The organism is Ralstonia sp. GX3-BWBA, assembly GCF_003290055.1.
Taxonomy (GTDB): domain Bacteria; phylum Pseudomonadota; class Gammaproteobacteria; order Burkholderiales; family Burkholderiaceae; genus Ralstonia; species Ralstonia holmesii.
This window is the reverse complement of the sequence record NZ_QMKS01000033.1, coordinates 1-1,027: the sequence shown is the minus strand read 5'-3', so window position 1 is coordinate 1,027 and position 1,027 is coordinate 1. Positions and strand designations below refer to the sequence as shown.

The window sequence follows — 1,027 nt, the reverse complement described above, 5'->3', positions numbered from 1 at the left end:
TCCGATTGGCTCTCCCCGGTGTTCTTGCTCACGACATCCCCATACGTCACTGGCGGCGTAACCACCGCTTGCTGCAGCAAGCGGTAAAACAGCATCCCGCGTGAGCTGGATGTGCGCCGGTTGAAACGGAACACGAATTCATCGAGATAGGCGTCCAGGTGGTCTGGCTGTACAGAGCCATGATGTGTTCCCAGCACCCAGCGCTGTACCAGTGAGGCGACCCGGTGCACTCCCGCCATGGAGACATGGGCAGGTACGCCTGAGCCGAGCATGACGGTGCGCTGGTGGGTGTAACCCAGTTCTCCCAGAGCGCGGTATGCCGCCGAACCATCCGTGCGTACCTGGGCTCCAGGCTCGACCACCTCCTGCACAAAGGGGATTACGTGGGTGGCGGCGTCTCGGTCAATGCGGCGTAACCGGATGCGCCCAAACCCCTTGGGCTCCACGATCTCCACCGCCATGACCATCAACACTTTGGTGGTGCTGCTCTTGCGCCCTGCAGGGGTGGCGGGATTCTTGCGATCCGTGATGGACAGGTACGTTTCATCCACCTCCACAAGCCCCTTGAGCTTGTCCCGGCCCGGGCGGACCATGGCACGTCGAAACCGGTGCAGCATGGTCCAGGCGGTCTGGTAGCTCCCCAAACCCAATACGCGCTGCAGCCCCAGGGCGCTCACGCCTTGTTTCTGATTGGTCAGGTACCAAGCTGCAGCCAGCCAGACACGCAGCGGTGTGCGCGTCTTGTCAAAGATGGTTCCAGATGTCACTGTGCCTTGGTACTGGCATGAGCGGCACATCAGGCGGGTGCGGCTGGCGCGGTACACATCGCCAGCGTTGCCGCAACGCGGGCAGACGAAGCCTTGGGGCCACCGAAGCTTCTCCAGGAACGCCTGGCAAGCCTCTTCGGTGGCAAACCAGTCAAGAAATTCGTTCCAGGTGCGGGGGTAGTCCCCTCCAGGAGTTGGCGTTAGCATCTGGGTTTCCATCCAGCTATTCTCACGTCACTGGAGCTAAATAGATACCCCTT

The 1,027-nt window shown here is 61.2% G+C and carries 1 protein-coding gene; it reads right to left on the bottom strand.

The features are described 5' to 3' along the window. Positions 1-986: IS1595-like element ISCsp2 family transposase (locus DOD19_RS27460; RefSeq protein WP_112189130.1), on the bottom strand; the 986-nt coding region annotated here is incomplete at its 3' end. Positions 987-1,027: the final 41 nt, after the last annotated feature.